General features: G+C 42.2%; 15 protein-coding genes. 7 read left to right on the top strand and 8 right to left on the bottom strand.

Annotation, left to right across the window (positions count from 1 at the left end; all coding sequences use genetic code 11):
• Position 1 precedes the first annotated feature (1 nt).
• From AXE82_RS01885 to AXE82_RS01870, 4 genes are read left to right on the top strand one after another with little or no spacing between them, the layout of a single operon-like run.
• Positions 2-799, top strand: coding sequence for a glycosyltransferase (locus AXE82_RS01885; RefSeq protein WP_062330710.1), 798 nt, complete (start codon positions 2-4; stop codon positions 797-799).
• Positions 796-1,692, top strand: a complete 897-nt coding sequence (locus AXE82_RS01880) for an NAD-dependent epimerase/dehydratase family protein (RefSeq protein WP_062330707.1) — start codon at positions 796-798, stop codon at positions 1,690-1,692. Before AXE82_RS01885 ends, AXE82_RS01880 begins: the two co-directional genes overlap by 4 nt.
• Before the next feature lie 9 nt (positions 1,693-1,701).
• Entirely contained in the window at positions 1,702-2,265 is a 564-nt protein-coding gene (locus tag AXE82_RS01875; RefSeq protein WP_062330704.1) for a sugar transferase, read from the top strand.
• Entirely contained in the window at positions 2,237-3,688 is a 1,452-nt protein-coding gene (locus AXE82_RS01870) for a capsule assembly Wzi family protein (protein ID WP_062330701.1), read from the top strand. Before AXE82_RS01875 ends, AXE82_RS01870 begins: the two co-directional genes overlap by 29 nt.
• Before the next feature lie 72 nt (positions 3,689-3,760).
• On the opposite strand, the gene AXE82_RS01865 is transcribed toward AXE82_RS01870, so the two are convergent.
• Positions 3,761-4,537, bottom strand: coding sequence for a ferredoxin--NADP reductase (locus AXE82_RS01865; protein WP_062330698.1), 777 nt, complete (start codon positions 4,535-4,537; stop codon positions 3,761-3,763).
• 177 nt (positions 4,538-4,714) lie between these two features.
• Here AXE82_RS01865 and tsaA point away from each other — a divergent pair, with 177 nt between their 5' ends.
• The 3 genes from tsaA to AXE82_RS01850 all read left to right on the top strand — a co-directional run bounded on the left by tsaA (position 4,715) and on the right by AXE82_RS01850 (position 7,391).
• The gene (gene tsaA, locus AXE82_RS01860) at positions 4,715-5,446 is read left to right on the top strand and encodes a tRNA (N6-threonylcarbamoyladenosine(37)-N6)-methyltransferase TrmO (protein ID WP_062330695.1); all 732 of its coding nucleotides are present in this window, start codon (positions 4,715-4,717) and stop codon (positions 5,444-5,446) included.
• A 188-nt stretch (positions 5,447-5,634) separates the two neighbouring features.
• Positions 5,635-6,027: an MCR_0457 family protein gene (locus tag AXE82_RS01855; RefSeq protein WP_062330693.1), complete on the top strand. Its 393-nt coding sequence runs from the start codon at positions 5,635-5,637 to the stop codon at positions 6,025-6,027.
• A 224-nt stretch (positions 6,028-6,251) separates the two neighbouring features.
• Complete coding sequence (locus tag AXE82_RS01850) at positions 6,252-7,391, top strand: D-alanyl-D-alanine carboxypeptidase family protein (RefSeq protein ID WP_062334689.1); 1,140 nt, start codon at positions 6,252-6,254, stop codon at positions 7,389-7,391.
• Positions 7,392-7,743: 352 nt separating this feature from the next.
• Here AXE82_RS01850 and der read toward each other — a convergent pair whose 3' ends face one another.
• The 7 genes from der to pilW form a co-directional block, all read right to left on the bottom strand.
• Positions 7,744-9,147 carry a ribosome biogenesis GTPase Der gene (der, locus tag AXE82_RS01845; protein WP_062330690.1) on the bottom strand — a complete coding sequence of 468 codons (1,404 nt, stop codon included), beginning with the start codon at positions 9,145-9,147 and terminating at the stop codon, positions 7,744-7,746.
• A 201-nt stretch (positions 9,148-9,348) separates the two neighbouring features.
• Complete coding sequence (bamB, locus tag AXE82_RS01840; RefSeq protein WP_062330687.1) at positions 9,349-10,542, bottom strand: outer membrane protein assembly factor BamB; 1,194 nt, start codon at positions 10,540-10,542, stop codon at positions 9,349-9,351.
• A 129-nt stretch (positions 10,543-10,671) separates the two neighbouring features.
• The gene (locus tag AXE82_RS01835) at positions 10,672-11,511 is read right to left on the bottom strand and encodes a YfgM family protein (protein ID WP_062330683.1); all 840 of its coding nucleotides are present in this window, start codon (positions 11,509-11,511) and stop codon (positions 10,672-10,674) included.
• A gap of 65 nt (positions 11,512-11,576) precedes the next feature.
• The gene (gene hisS / locus AXE82_RS01830) at positions 11,577-12,875 is read right to left on the bottom strand and encodes a histidine--tRNA ligase (RefSeq protein ID WP_062330680.1); all 1,299 of its coding nucleotides are present in this window, start codon (positions 12,873-12,875) and stop codon (positions 11,577-11,579) included.
• Between the two features lie 47 nt (positions 12,876-12,922).
• The gene (ispG, locus tag AXE82_RS01825) at positions 12,923-14,038 is read right to left on the bottom strand and encodes a flavodoxin-dependent (E)-4-hydroxy-3-methylbut-2-enyl-diphosphate synthase (RefSeq protein ID WP_062330678.1); all 1,116 of its coding nucleotides are present in this window, start codon (positions 14,036-14,038) and stop codon (positions 12,923-12,925) included.
• Positions 14,039-14,106: 68 nt separating this feature from the next.
• The gene (locus AXE82_RS01820; protein WP_062330675.1) at positions 14,107-15,015 is read right to left on the bottom strand and encodes a RodZ domain-containing protein; all 909 of its coding nucleotides are present in this window, start codon (positions 15,013-15,015) and stop codon (positions 14,107-14,109) included.
• A gap of 1 nt (position 15,016) precedes the next feature.
• Positions 15,017-15,874, bottom strand: coding sequence for a type IV pilus biogenesis/stability protein PilW (gene pilW / locus AXE82_RS01815; RefSeq protein WP_197931416.1), 858 nt, complete (start codon positions 15,872-15,874; stop codon positions 15,017-15,019).
• Positions 15,875-16,058 lie beyond the last annotated feature (184 nt).

Genomic DNA, 16,058 nt, shown 5'->3' with positions numbered 1-16,058 from the left:
TATGATTATTGCTTCAATTGTAATTTATAAGCATGAACAAAATGATGTAATGCCTACTATCGAAAGTTTACTTCGAATTAAAGCAATCGATAAAGTTGTGTTAGTAGATAATTCAAGTGATTGTAATTGGGCGAATTTATTAAGTAATTCCCGAATTCATTACTTGGAATCAGGTGGAAATTATGGTTTCGGTTCTGGTCATAATCTAGCAATAAGAAAGTATGGAAGTCAATCACAATATTTTTTAATTTGCAACCCTGATATAAAATTTGAAGAAAGTGAGTTTATTAAATTTTTAAATTTTGTCAAAGAGCAAGATCAAGGGTTATTTATACCTAAGATTGTTTATGAGAATGGTGAAGACCAATATGGAGCTCGATTACTGCCATCTCCACTTGACTTATTTGTAAGACGCTTTTCACCTAAATTAGGGGAATTTTTAGACAAAAAATACTTATTAAAAGACTTTGACATTGATAAGCCAATTTTTGCGCCTTACCTTTCAGGGTGTTTTATGTTGTTTAAATCTCAAGCGTTAATCAATCTAGGAGGTTTCGATGAAAGGTTTTTTATGTATATGGAGGATGTAGACTTATCGCGTCGATGTGCTAAGAAGTTTGGTACCCTTTATTATCCAAATGCCCAAATAACACATAAGCATGAAAAGGCTTCAGCCAAAAACTTTAAATTATTTAAGGAACATATAAAAAGTACAGTACAGTATTATAATAAATGGGGTTGGATTTTCGATAGAGAGAGAATGACACTCAATAAGAGATCTTTGGGACAATTTAAATGAGAATTATATTTACTGGTTTAACTGGTTTTGTAGGAAAAAATCTAAGGCAGCATCTTATTAGTAAATCAAATAAAGTCATACCTTTATCATTGAGAAGTGGCGATTATCAATTAGATAATACCGCAGATGCGATTATTCATCTTGCAGGTAAGGCTCACGATACCAAGAATTCCTCAGATGATAATGAGTATTATCGTGTAAATACCGATTTGACGATTGCTTTATTTGATAAATTTTTACAGTCAGATATCAAAGATTTTATCTTTTTTAGTAGCGTCAAAGCGGCTGCTGACAGCGTTGAAGGTACATTAACCGAAGATAGCAAAGCAAATCCCCAAACTGCTTATGGTAAATCTAAGCTTAAAGCAGAAACCTATTTGCTTTCAAAGCAACTACCGTCCAATAAACGCTTGATAATTATCCGTCCCTGTATGATTCATGGTGAAGGAAATAAAGGAAACCTTAATCTACTATATCAAGTTGTAAAATATAATGTGCCTTGGATATTAGCCGCCTATGAAAATCGCCGTTCTTTCATTAGTATAGACAACTTAAATTATGTGGTTTATGAAATATTAAATCATCCAAAAATCCCTTCAGGAATTTATAACATAGCAGATGATAAACCCATGTCTACCAACGGATTAATCAGCCTTATCGCCGAATCTATTAACAAAAAACCTAGATTGTTAAAGATTCCAAAATTTGCCATCAGCCAAATGGCAAAGATTGGTGACAAAGCTCACCTACCCTTAAACACTGAGCGACTGCAAAAACTTACAGAAAGTTATGTGGTATCCAATCAAAAAATCAAGCAATCGCTTGGTATTGACACATTGCCATTGACCGTCGAACAAGGGCTAACCAAGACGATTAAAAGTTTTGATAAATAGGGCTATACTATGATTCGAGTTTTGGATTTTTTATTTGCATTAATTGGACTCATTGTCACTTTACCGCTATTAATTATCGTATTAGTGATTGGGTATTTTGACACAGGTTCACCGTTGTTTATTCAAGAAAGAGTGGGTAAAAATAAAACACCTTTCAAACTTATAAAATTTCGCACCATGAAAATAGCAACTAAGTCAGTTGCTAGCCATCTAGTAGACAGTTCGGCCATTACACCTTTAGGGAAATTTTTACGTAAAACAAAATTGGATGAGTTGCCACAGCTGATTAACGTGCTTAAAGGAGAAATGAGTTTTGTCGGACCAAGACCTAATCTATTTAATCAACAAGAGCTGATTGCAGAGCGAGACAAACTAGGTATATATGAGGTTCTACCGGGAATCACGGGTTTAGCACAAATCAATAATATTGATATGTCAACGCCTAAATTACTAGCCGAAACAGATAAAGAAATGATCAAGACTTTATCACTAAAAAAATATTTTGGCTATATTATGAAAACAGCTTTGGGTAAAGGAAGTGGGGATGCAGTTAAACAATATAAAATTTCTTAAGCTGCCTTTAGCAATTAGCGTTGCGCTATTGTGTAGCTTTTCTGCACATGCAGATCAATTAGTTCAAATTGATAGTGATCTACGTCAAACACTTGAGGTTTTGAAACTCAATGGTGTGCTAAATGTTGATATATCAACCTGGCCGATTAGTTCAGAAGCCATAGAGACAGCCTTGAGTCAAGCGCAGCCCAAATCAGACAATGACAAACTATTATTGAATCAAGTTAAACAAAAGCTTGAAGCCAACGATGTATCTAAGCTACAAATAGTGAGCAACGTGAATGGTGACGAGCGCGCGGTGTTTAGCGGATTTAATACAGAAGGCAATACGGTGACGCCTTTGGGTGTTAGTTTTTCTCATAGCTATGTAGGTGATAACATTGATTATAAAATTCAAGGCACCTTAAATGTCGATGATGATGAGCCTAGCAAGACATCTAATCTCGATGGCAGCTACATCGGTACCAAATTAGGCAATCATCGCATTGCCTTTGGTAGTATTCCTGTATGGTGGGGCAACGGGGTTGATGGCAGTTTAATTCGCAGTGATGCGGCTAGACCTGTCACGGGCTTTTTAATGCAGCGCGCCAATAATACTCCTATTAATTTTCCTGTGTTATCAAAATTGGGTAATTTTAATTACCAAATTACTGCTGGTCAATTACAAGATTATCAGGCAGTGCCTGATGCAAAGCTCATCGGTATGCGGGCAAGTTTTCAACCGCATGAAGCCTTTCAAATCGGCGCATCTCGTACAATTACGTGGGGTGGAGATGGGCGAGATGAAAGCCTGAAATCATTTGGAAAAGCCTTGACTGGTAAATATGACAATCCCGATAATGCCGAAAATGATATTTCAAACCAAATTGCGGGTATTGATGCACAATTAAACTTAAAGCCTATCGTAAACCTACCAATGAGCTTATATGGTGAGTTTATCGGTGAGGACGAAGCAGGCGGTTTACCAAGTAAACATGCTTATTTGGCAGGGTTAAAAGGTACGATTCCACTGTTTCAACAGCCTTGGCTCTGGCATGCAGAATGGGCGAATACTTATTATGATTTGGATAAAAGTGGTGTTATGTATAATCATCATGTCTTTACAGATGGTTATTATCAAAAGGGCTTGCCGCTAGGTCATCCGATAGGTGGGGATGGTGAAATCATTAGTGTGGGGCTATCAGGTCATATTGATGCTAATAACCAGCTCGGGTTCAAATACGCCAACGCCAAAGTGAATCAGTCTAATCAACTGATTAATTCAGCCTTTGCAACCAAGCAAGATTTGGATATTGTCGAAGCGGATTGGAAACATAAATACAATGACAAAACCTCGGTTAAACTGGGTGTTTGGGGTAAAAAAGACAGCATCAGCGATGATAAAGATGCGGGTGGTAATTTCATGGTAGAGTATACTTTTTAAGGTAATTAATAAAAAAGAGCCAAATGGCTCTTTTTTAATTCAAATTATTGCTCAACTTTTACTATTCGGCTTTTACTGTTCGACAAACGCGCGTTCAACCACATAATCACCTGTGCCGCCCATGCGTGGCGATGGTTTAAGACCAAATTCATCGAGTAGTGCCGCCACGTCTTTATTCATAGATGGACTACCACAAATCATTGCGCGGTCATCGCTTGGATTGATGGGGGGTAAGCCGATATCAGTAAACAGCTTGCCGGACTTCATCAAATCAGTCATACGACCTTCATTGCGAAACGGCTCACGCGTGACCGTGGGGTAATAGATGAGTTTATCTTTAACATATTCACCCAATAACTCATCTTCAAACAAGGCTTTTTCAAACATCTCACGGTAGCCTAGCTCACTCACATAGCGTACGCCATGCACTACGATGACTTTCTCAAAACGCTCATACACTTCTGGGTCACGGGCAAGTGACAAAAATGGTGCCAAGCCTGTACCCGTTGCTAGCATATACAAATGCTTGCCAGGGTTTAGGTCATCAAGCACCAGGGTGCCAGTGGGTTTTTTACTGACCAATAATTTATCGCCCACCTTGATGTGCTGTAAAATAGACGTCAAAGGACCATCTTGCACTTTGATAGAATAAAATTCGAGCTCTTCATCATAGTTGGTGCTGGCAATTGAGTAGGCACGCATCAAAGGTTTTCCATTAACTTCCAGACCAATCATGGCAAATTCACCATTCCTAAAACGTAAACCTGCATTACGGGTAGTTTTTAGGGTAAATAATGTGTCATTCCAATGATGCACATAGGTAACGGTTTCTTCATAAAATTTTGACATAGCGCCCAACCTTATATTGGTCATAAATAAAAATAAAACTGGATAAAGAATAAAAATAGCGGGTTAATATTGACATTCTGGGGCGATATGATAGCAAATTTTTGATGATTTAGTCGAATTTGGGCGTAAAAAAATGGCATAATCATAGTTTAAAATATCATATTTTAACGACCTATTATGTTACCACAACAAATTACCCTGCCGATTATCGGCATTGTGAACTCCCCACTTAAGCAAAAGTTTGGCACACCTCGCCAGCCCAATCTTGTGGATATCAACGCTACTATCAGTATGTTGCCACCCTACAATGTGCTCAGTGCTTTTGAAGGTATTGCCCAATTTAGCCATCTTTGGATTATATGGCAATTTCATCAAAATCGAATCAATACCAATCAGTCAAATTTTCAGACAACGGTCCGTCCACCTAGACTTGGCGGCAACCAAAAAATAGGGGTTTTTGCCAGTCGAAGTATGTATCGACCGGCAAATATTGGATTGTCAGTGGTCAAATTTTCGCATATTGAAAACACTGAGGCGGGTTTGAGGCTGCATATCATCGGCGCTGATATGATAGATGGCACACCAGTCATTGATATCAAACCGTATTTGCCTTATAGCGATAGTATCGATGATGCGATTGCTGGGTATGCCAGCCAAAAACCCGTTATCAAGTCAGTGCATTGGCATCCCGATTTATTGCAGGATTTATCCAATATTGCAGTAAAAACTCAGCTGAATCAAACAGATTGGCAAACCATCGAGCAACTCATTGCCCAAGACCCCAGACCTGCGTATCGACAGCAAGCGCTTAATACCCCATTTGTCATGCGTTATCAGAATGTCGATGTTCATTTTAGCCAGATAGCAGAGAGTGTTTTGCAAATTCAAGCGATTGAACTATTAAACTAGACCGTGTAAACTAGGCCGTAACATGGATGATGCCGAAGTTTTTACATAGCAATATATTGCTAAACTGTTTCAAAAAAATTTACTCGTTCACAAAATACTGACTATATACCGTGATTATTCGCTATATTTTTTTTGATTATTTAGTATGATATGGGCTGTATTTTACTTAGATAACGTTAGGACACCGTATGATTAAACTGGGCAAAATCAGTCAAGCTATGATAGGCATGCTGTTAATGGGCGTCACCGTGAGTGGTATCGCTGAAGATAAAAATAACGATACTATCGCAATCGATATGTCAGAATTGTCGACCACCAAAGAAGAAGTGGCGGTATTACAAGTGTTGTCAGAAATCTGCCCACCCATGCTTAATAAATCGCAACAAACAGGGTTTAACACCGCTTATAATGTCGAGCTAAAAAAATTAATGCCGACCATCAGCGATCCTCGTTTAGCGGTGCAGTACTTATCCTCTCAGCAAGATTACAAGCAAATTTTGAATGAAACTCGCCAATGGACACTCAGTTATCCAAAAGCGGAAAATCTTGAACTGTGCAAAGACCTTGCCAACAGTAAATAATAATTATAAGTCAACCTACGCTATCCGCCCCCTAACTGGTTTAGGGGGTTTTATGTATGATAAATCGTTGATTTTTAGACCGAATACAGTGTTGAATCATGATTTTTTTTGCTAATATAGGCAATTTGTTTTACCAAGCGTCCAAGCAAACAGGTCGCATTTGATTTGAGCCAAGAGTGAGTGAGATGAAAGCAATCGTAATACCGCAATACACCCAACGCCTGATGGTCGGCACTTTTGTCGCCGCCAGTTTTTTTGCCACAACTGTGCAGGCAAATGCCGCCATACAACAGCCTGAACTAGACAATTCTGCTTTTATCCTAATTGATTATGATACGGGTACGGTATTGGCTCAAAAAAATGCCGCTCAGCCGTTCCCACCTGCGTCATTGACCAAAATGATGACCAGTTACATCATTGAGCAGCGGCTGCTATCAGGGGCATTAAAGGAAAACGAACCCGTCCTGATGACTCCTGAAGCTTGGTGTAAAGGCTCAAGTAAAGAGTCTTGTATGTATGTGCCTGTCAATACAACCGCCCCTGTGATTGATATGTTAAAAGGTATTATTATCCAATCGGGTAATGATGCGTCAAAAGCGATGGCACAGCACATTGGCGGTAGCGAAACCACGTTTGCCGATTTGATGAATGAAGAAGCCAAAAAAATTGGCATGACCCATACTCATTTTATGAATGCGACCGGTATGCCACAAGAAGGCCATCAAGCGTCTGCCGAAGATTTGGCGAAACTTGCCCAAGCGATTATCAAGAACAGCAAAAAGTATTATCCCCTCTATAGCCAAAAACAATTTACTTATAACGGCATCACCCAAGGCAACCGCAATGCGTTATTGTTCACCGATCCAACGGTAGACGGTCTAAAGACAGGGCATACCGACGAAGCAGGTTACTGTCTAGTAGCGTCGAGTAAACGCGGTGATATGCGCCTGATTTCAGTGATTATGGGTACTAAAAGCGTGCAAGAGCGCGCAGACCAATCGCGTAACTTACTCAACTGGGGGTTTAGTAATTTTGCCACTAAAATTGCCGCCCCAGCACAAAAAAACTACGGCAGCGTGCCAGTCAACTTCGGTGCTGTCGATAAAGTCAACGTCGTCAGCAAAGGCAATTTACAAGTACTAGTGCCAAAGCTAGATCAAGAAAAAATCAGTACCGTGGTCAATTTGCCAGCCGATGTCAAAGCGCCGTTAGCGCAGGGGCAAGAAGTGGGTAAGCTGGTTGCTATGCTCAATGGTAAACCTGTGGCATCTGTGCCACTGGTCGCTGAAACCCAAGTTCAAGAAGCTGGAATTTTTAAACGTATGTGGCAACACATCGTAGTGTTTTTTAAAGGTTTATTCTAAATTACAAAGAAAAATCACAAAGAAAAAAACCCTTCACATGAAACGAAGGGTTTTTTTTAACTCAAATTTTAACTCAAAATATGGGACAGCTCTTTAATATATTGATCGGGTGTATCGTCTATTACTTCTTTTTTTACAAAATAATCCACCCCCGCTATTTTTAGCAGTTCAATGGTATGCGGATTTAACGCTTTGCTGTCATAAACGCAGATAATGGTGACCCTGCCGTCCTGTTCACGCTCACGAAATTTGCTGACAAAGTCTAATATCGCTTGATAATCAATATTTCGTGAGATAATCTAAAGTCTTCTGTACCATGCACTCATCCCTTAAAACGCCAATTAACATCACCTCAACGTTTTTTGCCGCGCTTTTTGAATTTTTGCACTTCTCGACGCTTACGTTCTTTTTGCGCATCCGTCATGGTATTGGTGCGACCTGCGTAAGGGTTGGCGTTTTGTTTAAACTCGACCCGAATCGGGGTGCCTTCAAGCTTAAATACTTTGCGAAATTCGTTTTCTAGGTAGCGACGATAACTGTTTGGCACTTGGCTGGTCTGATTGCCATGAATCACAATAATCGGTGGATTATGACCGCCCAAATGCGCAAAACGCAGTTTAATGCGTCGTCCGCCTACCATAGGCGGCTGGTGTGCAGTGACCGCATCTTGCAGAATTTGGGTCAAGCGACTGGTGGAAATATCAAACATTGCCGCATCATAGGCACGGTGAATCGATGGATAAAGATTACCAACGCCCGTCCCATGAAGCGCCGAGATTAAATGCACTTTTACATAAGGGATAAAGTTAAAACGTCGATCCATTTCAATTTTGACAAAATTCTTTTGGTCTTGGTCCAGCCCGTCCCATTTATTGATGGCAAGTACCATCGCGCGACCTGCTTCTAAGGCATAGCCTAATAAGTTTAAATCCTGATCGGTAATGCCTTCTTGGGCATCAATGACCACGATGACTACATTGGCATCTTTGATGGCTTGCAAGGTTTTTACCACAGAAAATTTTTCAACTTTTTCATCAATACGTCCACGGCGACGCACGCCCGCAGTATCAATCAACACATAATGTCTGTTGTCACGCTCGTAGGGTATATAGATACTATCGCGCGTGGTACCTGGCATATCAAAAACCACCACGCGTTCTTCACCGAGCAAGCGATTGACAAGGGTAGATTTGCCGACGTTGGGTCTGCCAATAATCGCGATACGTAAGCCATCAGGTGCTTGTTCTTCTTGGTCATCGGTGGGCATATTGGCAGTGACGGCTTCTAATAAATTGCCCACCCCACGTCCGTGACTGGCTGCCATGGGAAATGGCTCACCAAAACCTAACGCATAAAATTCATGAATCGCCGCTTCATGGACGCCATCCATTTTATTGGCGGCTAAAAACACGGGCTTGCCAAGGGTGTGAAGCTGTTTGGCAATGACTTCGTCGGCGCCTGTGATACCTGCGCGCCCATCAACCACAAATACAATGATATCGGCTTCATGGATAGCGGTATGCGATTGGTGCGACATATAATCATCAATGGTGCCGTCACCTTCATCCACTTCACCAATACCACCGGTATCGATGACGATAAAGGATTTTTCTTCAAAGGTTGCATCGCCATATTGACGGTCGCGGGTCAGACCTGCCAAATCAGCAACCAAGGCTTGACGACTGCGGGTCAACTGATTAAATAGGGTGGACTTGCCAACGTTCGGACGGCCAATCAAGGCAACAACTGGTTTCATAAATTTAATTTCCAAAATTTTAAACAAGCAAAATTTTCAACAAGCAAGATTTTAAACAAGCTTGAAAAATTCATTATTTCTATAACTTAACAAACCCAACATCGCGCTGCAATGCTGGGTTGCCATTTAAACTCACACTTTTATCAGTATGGGCTGCTCATCCACTCGCCAAAACTGCCAAATGCGTCAACAGTTTAACAATTAACGATTTACTTGCCAAACACTAAATGCGCCATTTGCGCTTTGGGCAATCAAACGGTTATTGATAAACTGTAATACCGCCACGTCGGATTTGGCTTGTTTTCTGTCAACCAGTGCCCCTGACGCGCGGTCATATACATGCAAATAACCCATAGCATCACCAACCACCACATAGTTGCCGATACTCACCGCGTTACTCAAACCACGATAAGACAAATTATCGGTTTGCCAATTAACCGTGCCGGTCATTTTATCCATCGCCACCAACTCGCCATCAAGCGAAGTGGCGTAAACTTGGCTATCATCTGTGCCGACTGATTTTAGGCTCGCCAACTCCTTGACAAAACTTAGCTGCTGTGAAGCCATATCGGCAGCGACTAACTGACCGCTGTAGGACACCACGTACAACATATTGCCATCTAATACGGGCGTGGCGTCAATATCAGAAATTTTTTCGATATCGCTACTGCCTGTGCTGATGCCAAAACGTTTTGACCAAATGGGTACGCCATTATCGATGTTTAAGGCATGGATACGACCATCGGCTGTCGAAACCAGCACTGTATTGCGATTGAATAAAATCGGCGTGGCACTACCGCGAATGCTTAAATTTGGATTTTGGGTGTTAAAAGTCCAAATAGGCGCGCCAGACTCTAGCGACAGTGCACTAATTTTACCATCATTGCCAAGGGTAATCACACGGTTTTGGCTGATTAAGGCAGGGGATAGGGTTACGGTGTCTAAAGGCGTTTGCCAAATAACTTTGCCAGTCATTCTGTCTAACGCAATGATGACCCCTTTGCTGTCACTAACCACGGCTACGCGAGATTGTTCATCTAGCGCCACCCCTGACATTAGGCCTTGTTTGAGCTTGATACTCCACAGCACTTTGCCTTGCCCATCAAACGCTTGCACGCTACCGTCTGCTAACGCATTCACATAGCCATTGTTGTCATATGCCACGCGAAACGCGGTAGGTTGTTGGCTGATGGTGGTTTTATTGCGCAAACTGCCAAAGCGTTGGCTAACTTTTGTGTTACTGCCTTGACTAAACAGCGGGGAAATCACATTTTGACTGCTAGCGAGTTTCACAAGTGCGGCAGGTTTATGGACATTGTCAGATTTTTTAAACTTATCACAACCTGTCAGGGTCATCGCTACCACCAAGGCGGTTACAAATACGGCAGGTTTCATTAAGTTTGTCGATAATTTTGTTGATAACGGTGTCGATTTTGTTGTTATGGTAGTCATTGTTTATCTCGCAACGTATGGTGAAGTCTAAATGTTGTCATTTAAAAGTTTTGTCAGGTTAAGATTTTGCACCTATTTTATGCTTGAGGCAATAGCAGGCGCAGAGGCGATTGCTGCAGCAGGGGCAGTATTTTCAGCTTGGGTAGGTGCTTGGATAGGTTTAGCGAGTACGCCGCCTGTTAAATCAGGTTGTTTGACGCTTAAGCCTAGGCTTTCCATTTTGATACGCAGCAAGGCACGGTCTTGTGGGTTTGGGTTGTTTTGATTACGTTGTTCAATCAATTGCCAAGCCTTTTGATAATGATTAATGGCGGCTTTTTTATCACCTTGTTGGTTGGCAATGTCCCCCAAAATCTCAAGTTTACTGGCTTCAAAGGCAGCGGGTAAGGGGCTTTGTAAGCGTTTTTGTGCCGCATCGGCTTGATTGTCTGACAATAGCACTTGTGCTTGGCGCAAAATGGCAATGGCTTTTAGCCCATCATCGTTAAGTGTTAACTGAGCCGCTTTTTGTAGCGTTGCCGCCGCCGCTTTTAGATCATTTTGATCGGTTTGTTGTTTGGCTTGCAGCATCAAGGCTTGCCATGTATAAACCGAATTATCATGGTTAGCCAAAAATTCGCCCAAGTCTTTGCCCAAATTGGTTTGCGCCGTAGCCAGTTGCGCTTGTGCTTTAGTATCGGTGGCAGCTTGGGTGGTTAGGGTCTCAATGTTGTTTTGGTCGCTTTGAATTTTGGTAAAATCGTTCGCCGCGGCGCTATCTATATTACCACCATGCTTTTGCCAGTAAGTCCAGCCAAAATAACCCGCTAATACCAATATAATGGCGGATACAATATAGCCACCATATTGTTTAAGCGCGCTTAAGGATTGCTGTTCATCATTCACTAGCTTAGGTTGTACGTCTTTAACCATTACATAAAGCCTTTCAAAAAATTAATGATATAAGTTACCCATCAAATTTGGCTCAATCAGATAGATTAAATAAAATCTGGATTTTCACTAAAGAGCGTGTCACTTGCGACCGTAATTTGGTCACCGGTTGCCATTTTTTTGATGGTAATTTGCTGATTGGCGACTTCATCTTGTGCGATGATCACTGACAATTGCGCACCCGATTTGTCGGCTTTCTTCATTTGCGCTTTTAAACTCGTGGCACTCGCCATTTTTACGCGAAGATTTGAACGTCGCGTACGTAGCTCATGGGCAAATTTGATGGCATCGGTGAAAACATCAGGATGGGCGACCACAAATACATCACAGGCAGGTGTTGTCTCAAATGGATGCACCTTTTGCATGAGTAACAACAAACGCTCAAGTCCCATGGCAAAACCTACTGCCGGTTCGGAAGCGGCTGGTTTATCACTGCCAATGGATTTGATTTGTCCGATAAGCCCATCATAACGACCCCCAGCACATACCGTCGCTTGGCTACCTAGCTGGTCAGTCGTCCATTCAAATACGGTTTTATTGTAATAATCTAAACCGCGTACCAGTTTTGGGTTAATCACAAAATTGATGCCGACCGCTTTAAGATAGTGTTGCAAGGCTTCAAAATGTTGCTGGCTTGCTGCCCCCAAAAAGTCAGCAAGCTTTGGGGCATTCTCTAAAATTTGTTGAGTATTTTTATCTTTACTATCCAAAATACGCAGTGGGTTGGTGGTTAAGCGGCGCTGACTATCTTCATCCAATTGAGATTTTTTATCGGTTAAAAAATCCACCAAGGCTTGGCGATACGCCAACCGTTCGTCTATCTCACCCAAGCTATTAATCTCAAGTTGAACCACGTCTAAAATGCCCAATTTTTGCCACATTTGGTAGGTCATGATAATGAGCTCAGCATCGGCATCCGCTAATTCACTGCCAAAACTCTCAACCCCTAATTGGTGAAACTGACGATAACGGCCTTTTTGCGGTTGCTCATAGCGAAACATAGGACCAATGTACCAAAGTTTTGGATTGTCACCCCGCAATAAGTTATGCTCCACCACGGCACGTACCGCGCCTGCCGTGCCTTCAGGGCGTAGCGTCAATGCCGTGGGTGGGTTGGATTTGTCATAAAAGCTATACATTTCCTTTTCGACAATGTCAGTGGCATCGCCAATCGCCCGGGCAAATAGCTGGGTTTCTTCAACGATTGGAATGCGAATTTGCTCAAAGCCAAATTGATTGAGCACATCGATAAGGCTGCTTTCAAGTTGGCGCCACTCACTCGATGGGCGCGTAGATTCTGTCTCAATATGTAAGATATCATTAAAACCTTTAATGGATTTTAACATGGTCAATTTCCCAAACAATGCAAACTAAAAAATAAACAACACAAAAATTATTTAACCCGTAAAATTTCATTGGCGCGCTGCGCTTCACGCTCAGCCACTTTTTGACGGACCATGGCTTCAATCTCGTCAGCAAGCTTGGTGGTATCAATCAAATGTGATTTTTCCCCATTTTTATATACTAGGCTATTTGGACTGGCACCCACCACGCCGATATCCGATTCTTTGGCTTCCCCTGGACCATTGACTTTACAGCCAATCACCGATACATCCATTGGTTCACGGATATCCTCTAGGCGTTTTTCTAAGTCCATCATCACCCGAATCACATCAAACTCTTGGCGTGAGCAGCTGGGGCAGGCGATAAAATTCACCCCATTACTACGGATACCGAGTGATTTTAAGATATCAAAACCGATTTTAATTTCTTCTTCTGGCTCAGCGGCTAGCGAAATACGCATGGTATCACCAATGCCTTCTAGCAGTAGCCCGCCTAAGGCAATGGCAGACTTAACGGTACCGGTGCGGTACACCCCTGCTTCTGTCACACCTAAATGCAGGGGGTTGTCAACTTGTGCAGAAATCAGCCGATACGCATCCATGGTCAAAAACACATTACTGGCTTTGACTGAGATTTTAAATTGGTCAAAATTATTACGATCTAAAATATCAATATGGCGCATCGCCGACTCAAGCATGGCTTCACCTGTAGGTTCACCATATTTTTTTTGGATATCTTTTTCTAGTGACCCCGCGTTTACGCCAATGCGCATACTGATGCCATGATGTTTGGCAGCGGCAATCACTTCACGCACTTTTTGTTCATTGCCGATATTACCTGGGTTGATACGTAAGCAGTCTGCGCCCGCATCAGCCACCGCCAGCGCAATTTTATAATCAAAATGAACGTCTGCCACCAGAGGCACAGAAACTTGTTTTTTGATTTCGGCAAAGGCTTTTACGCTTTCCATCGTTGGCGTGGAGACGCGCATCAGATCAGCACCGGCATCCACACAGCGATTGATTTGTGCAACTGTCGCTGCCACATCACAAGTATCTGTATTGGTCATACTTTGCACACTAATGGGGGCGTCACCGCCTACTGCGACATTACCGACGTAGATTTTTTTGGTGAGTTTACGTTTGATGGGGTTATGCGCTGACATAGGCGATCCTATTATTTATTATAACTATTATAACGAATGGTTTAGCGTATTTTTAAAGTGATAAGCCGTTAAGGTTTTAACGTAAAATTGGCTTTATCGTTTTGGGCATAATTGCTTAATTTAATCGGTTGTTTGTTCAAATCCAAGCTCACGTTGCTGGCTTTGTCGATAGTGACTTGAAACGGCGCTTGACCTGTCAATTGGTAACTACCGCGTGCTTGATCACCATCTAAAATCGTATTGCCGGTCGCATCGACAATGGTGATTTTGGTGGTGTCTTTCACAAAAATATCAAGCGAAGCTTTGGCGCCAGCTTGTCCTGTCGCTGCTGTAGCACTGGCATTATCAGCACTCACCGCGACACCGGTAATCGCAGATCCGGTGGCAGGTAAGCCACTGGCAGTGACTGTGTTTGTCACAATCGCTGAGCCTGCATTGTTAAGCGACGCACCGCTGACTTGGTCTTGGGTTGGCATACTGGCAACAGCACTAGCAGGCGCTTGTTCAACCGAGTCGTTATGTGCTTTGCTAACTTTATTAAAAATAAAAATCGCCAGCCCCAATACCAATAAAATCCCACCAATGACAAAAGGATTAATGCGCACACTGGGACGCGCTTCACGATTAAGCGTGCCCATCGGCTGCATCGGGGCATTGATGACCGTCTCATATTTTTGTTTGAGGGTAGCGGGGTACTGGGCATCAAAACTTTGCGCGACCAGATTTTTATCCAAACCCAAAAAACGCCCATAGGTCGTGGCAAAACCGCGCGCAAAGGTAGGCTGTGGTAAGGCTTCAAAATCATTGGCTTCAAGCGCCCGAAGATGACTTTTTAAAATGAAGGTTTTGGCAGCCACATCGTCAATCGATAAGCCTTTTTTCTCACGAGCTTGTTTAAAACGCTGACCCAAAAGCTGGGTTGTGTCATGAACAGGGGTAGAGTTTTGTTGATTGTCGGTGTTATTGCTGTTTTCCATCTTATTTCCAAGTTGACGTTGGGGTTAAAAGTCCAGAACGAATCTGCTTTGCTTCATCGCTAAGTGGATAGCGATCCAAAAGCTGCTGCGCTAATTTTTGTGTTTCCAAGGGATTGTTCGCAAGTTTGGCAAGCCTAATCCCTTGCGATAAAGTACGCGGGTCAAGGTTAGATTGACCAATAATTTTAACCAAATCATTATACAGCGCCTGCGCCTCCAAAAATTTGCCATCGGCCAATAAAATATCAATGAGCTCTGTACGGGCGACGATGCTTTGGCGATTGGCATCGAGTGCTTTGATAAATGATTGTATCGCCAGCGGTTTGTTTTTGACCTTTAACGCTGTACGACCTAAATTCTCTAACGCACTGGCACGACCGTCATACCCCAAGGCAGAACCCGCAATTTGAAACTGGGCAATCGCTTCTTGGTTACGACCGAGTTGGGCGAGATAGACGCCATAATTGTTGTTTGCTTGACTAAAGTCAGGATTGAGTGCAATGGCGTTTTTAAAATAAGCTTCGGCTTTTTGCATATTGCGCGGGCTGCCTTCTTGCTGTAATAACACGCCCATCATATCATTGGCTTCTGCTGACTTTGGATAAGACTTTAAGGCACTTTCTAACTGTCGTTTGGCATCGTCTAATTTACCACCACGAATATATTCAGCAGCAATCGCGGTGCGAATCCTGGCGATTTCTTCTGGATTTTTTTCCCAACGACTGGGGTCACTGGCGGTGACTGTCTGCGTGGTGACTTGTTGGGTAGTGGTACAACCGGTTAAGCAAAGGGTGAGGCTTGAAAAGCCAATCATACCTACCGCAAAAACCTTCGATAAAAAATTTGATTTGCTGGGCATTTTATCGTCGTCTATATCGTTGTCGTGTAATTGACAAAAAATAGCAGGTTGACTGTGGTATAAATGAGTTTGACGTGAGTGACATGGTGGCATAACAAACTTACTCATAATCAAATGAACTAAATTGAATAATTAAAAATTTTGACAGTCGATAACCAATTTTAATTGTCGATAAAACCCAATG

It is taken from the genome of Moraxella osloensis, assembly GCF_001553955.1.
In the GTDB taxonomy this organism is placed as follows: Bacteria; Pseudomonadota; Gammaproteobacteria; order Pseudomonadales; family Moraxellaceae; genus Faucicola; species Faucicola osloensis.
This window is presented reverse-complemented; position numbering and strand designations above follow the sequence as displayed.

What these genes read in the sequence shown, in the direction of transcription:
- AXE82_RS01835 (WP_062330683.1), bottom strand. Translation starts at nt 11,511, where the DNA reads ATGGTTAAAGACGTACAACCTAAGCTAGTGAATGATGAACAGCAATCC.
- AXE82_RS01875 (WP_062330704.1), top strand. Translation starts at nt 1,702, where the DNA reads ATGATTCGAGTTTTGGATTTTTTATTTGCATTAATTGGACTCATTGTC.
- der (WP_062330690.1), bottom strand. Translation starts at nt 9,147, where the DNA reads ATGAAACCAGTTGTTGCCTTGATTGGCCGTCCGAACGTTGGCAAGTCC.
- bamB (WP_062330687.1), bottom strand. Translation starts at nt 10,542, where the DNA reads ATGAAACCTGCCGTATTTGTAACCGCCTTGGTGGTAGCGATGACCCTG.
- AXE82_RS01880 (WP_062330707.1), top strand. Translation starts at nt 796, where the DNA reads ATGAGAATTATATTTACTGGTTTAACTGGTTTTGTAGGAAAAAATCTA.
- AXE82_RS01855 (WP_062330693.1), top strand. Translation starts at nt 5,635, where the DNA reads ATGATTAAACTGGGCAAAATCAGTCAAGCTATGATAGGCATGCTGTTA.
- tsaA (WP_062330695.1), top strand. Translation starts at nt 4,715, where the DNA reads ATGTTACCACAACAAATTACCCTGCCGATTATCGGCATTGTGAACTCC.
- AXE82_RS01820 (WP_062330675.1), bottom strand. Translation starts at nt 15,015, where the DNA reads ATGGAAAACAGCAATAACACCGACAATCAACAAAACTCTACCCCTGTT.
- pilW (WP_197931416.1), bottom strand. Translation starts at nt 15,874, where the DNA reads ATGCCCAGCAAATCAAATTTTTTATCGAAGGTTTTTGCGGTAGGTATG.
- AXE82_RS01865 (WP_062330698.1), bottom strand. Translation starts at nt 4,537, where the DNA reads ATGTCAAAATTTTATGAAGAAACCGTTACCTATGTGCATCATTGGAAT.
- hisS (WP_062330680.1), bottom strand. Translation starts at nt 12,875, where the DNA reads ATGTTAAAATCCATTAAAGGTTTTAATGATATCTTACATATTGAGACA.
- AXE82_RS01885 (WP_062330710.1), top strand. Translation starts at nt 2, where the DNA reads ATGATTATTGCTTCAATTGTAATTTATAAGCATGAACAAAATGATGTA.
- AXE82_RS01850 (WP_062334689.1), top strand. Translation starts at nt 6,252, where the DNA reads ATGGTCGGCACTTTTGTCGCCGCCAGTTTTTTTGCCACAACTGTGCAG.
- AXE82_RS01870 (WP_062330701.1), top strand. Translation starts at nt 2,237, where the DNA reads ATGCAGTTAAACAATATAAAATTTCTTAAGCTGCCTTTAGCAATTAGC.
- ispG (WP_062330678.1), bottom strand. Translation starts at nt 14,038, where the DNA reads ATGTCAGCGCATAACCCCATCAAACGTAAACTCACCAAAAAAATCTAC.